We start from the raw sequence: 1,915 nt of genomic DNA on the forward strand, positions 1-1,915 counted from the left end.
TCTCTAAATCAGTCACGAATTTTTGAATCAAAGGTTTTGACATTACTAGCTCAGGTTTGAACTCGCCGTTTTCGCTCCATGATCTAACAACATCTATAAATTGAACAGCCTCGAATTCTGGCCTATTTTTTTTCTGCCCCTTAAAGTTAATCTCGATTTCTTTGTTGATCGGAGAGTCAGTATCTTTAGCACTCTTACTTAGTTCGGTTATCAAAGCATCAATGTGTTCTGAAAGGTCGCGCTCGTTAATGTTTGGCACAAGAGAACACAAATATCTTTTTAATATACTGATATCTGAAAATAATACTGATTCTATGCAGTAGCCTGTGTGACTGTATGGAGTGTACCCTTTCGACTGCATTTTCTGTCTAAGCTTGTTATCAATGTCATTTGTTGAAAAATCACGATCAAATAAGACATGCCATGATTTACCTTTCAGAATTGAATTTAGAGTTCTTTTATTATATTCAATCTTTTGGAGGATGTTGTCTTTTCCTCTCAGCGGGAAAAAAACTACTTTTGTTACACATCCAATTGGATTGGTAACCTGTTTAATCTTAGAATTAAGCTTTTTGAGATACTCTTTGTCATCTTTGCCTTCAACGAATACTATTAGTTGAACCGCCCCGGGTTTTGAGGAGGCTTCAATATCTGAGAAGATGGAGCCATGAACAAATCAAAGAAATATTCCCCCGAAGTAAGAGCGCGCGCAGTCCGTCTGGTGCAGGAACACCGCAGTGAGTATCCCTCGCTGTGGTCGACGATTGAATCCATTGCGCCGAAGATCGGCTGTTCAGCCCACACATTGCTTGAATGGGTGCGCAAACACGAGACTGATACCGGCTTGCGAGACGGTGTGACCAGCGAAGAGCGCGACCGCATCAAAGCCCTGGAACGCGAAGTAAAGGAATTGCGCAAGGCGAATGAGATTCTGAAGCTGGCCAGTGCTTTTTTCGCTCAGGCGGAGCTCGACCGCAAACTCAAATCCTGAGATCGTTCATCGACCAGTACCGCGACGCCCATGGGGTCGAGCCGATCTGCAAGGTTTTGCAGGTCGCCCCATCAGGGTATCGGCGATATTCCGCGCAACAGCGTAATCCGGCTTTGCGCAGTGCCCGCGTCCTGCGTGATGATGAACTGCTGCCGCAAATACAGCGGGTCTGGCAGACCAACATGCAGGTCTATGGTGCCGACAAGGTCTGGCGTCAGCTTAAGCGTGAAGATGTCCAGGTGGCACGCTGTACGGTCGAACGGCTCATGAAACGGTTAGGGCTGAAAGGTGCCAGGCGTGGAAAGGTTGTGCGCACCACAGTTCCGGACAAGGCGCTGCCGTGTCCACTGGATCGGGTTAACCGGCAATTCAAGGCAGATCGTCCGAACCAGTTGTGGGTGTCAGACTTCACCTATGTCTCGACCTGGCAAGGCTGGCTGTATGTGGCTTTCGTCATCGATGTATTTGCCCGGCGCATTGTGGGCTGGCAGGTGAGCAGCTCCATGCGCACGGACTTTGTGCTGGATGCCCTGGAACAAGCGCTGTATGCCCGGCAACCGGGGCGGATGGATGCCTTGGTACACCATAGCGACAGAGGCTCGCAATATGTCTCCATTCGCTATACCGAGCGACTCGCCGAAGCCGGAATAGAACCCTCGGTCGGCAGCAAGGGCGACAGCTACGACAACGCGCTGGCAGAAACCATCAATGGGCTGTACAAAACAGAATTGATTCACAAGCGCGCCCCCTGGAAAACCAGGGAGGCCGTGGAGCTGGCAACGCTGGAATGGGTAGCCTGGTTCAACAACCAGCGGCTGCTGGAACCAATCGGTTACATCCCTCCCGCAGAAGCTGAGGTAAACTACTATAGGCAATTCGCCAGGGAAGCCATTCCGGTGGCTTGACTTTAACCAAACAGCCTCC

Annotated in this window: 2 protein-coding genes and 1 other annotated feature; of the genes, one reads left to right on the forward strand and one right to left on the reverse strand. The window is 49.8% G+C overall.

All coding sequences use genetic code 11. The features are described from left to right. The coding region (locus tag ABO04_RS12345) for a DUF4435 domain-containing protein (RefSeq protein ID WP_160810854.1) at positions 1 to 661 on the reverse strand (661 nt) is incomplete at its 3' end. 6 nt (positions 662 to 667) lie between these two features. On the opposite strand from ABO04_RS12345, the gene ABO04_RS11705 reads away from it, so the two are divergent. Beyond that, positions 668 to 1,896 (forward strand): IS3 family transposase gene (locus ABO04_RS11705; RefSeq protein WP_160810853.1). Its coding sequence is split into 2 segments (ribosomal slippage): positions 668 to 947 and positions 947 to 1,896, totalling 1,230 coding nucleotides; the frame shifts between segments, so codons are not numbered across the junction. Next, positions 946 to 1,062 (forward strand) — a sequence feature (AL1L pseudoknot). It overlaps the preceding gene by 117 nt. Positions 1,897 to 1,915: the final 19 nt, after the last annotated feature.

The organism is Nitrosomonas sp. HPC101 (assembly GCF_009833125.1).
Taxonomy (GTDB): Bacteria; Pseudomonadota; Gammaproteobacteria; order Burkholderiales; family Nitrosomonadaceae; genus Nitrosomonas.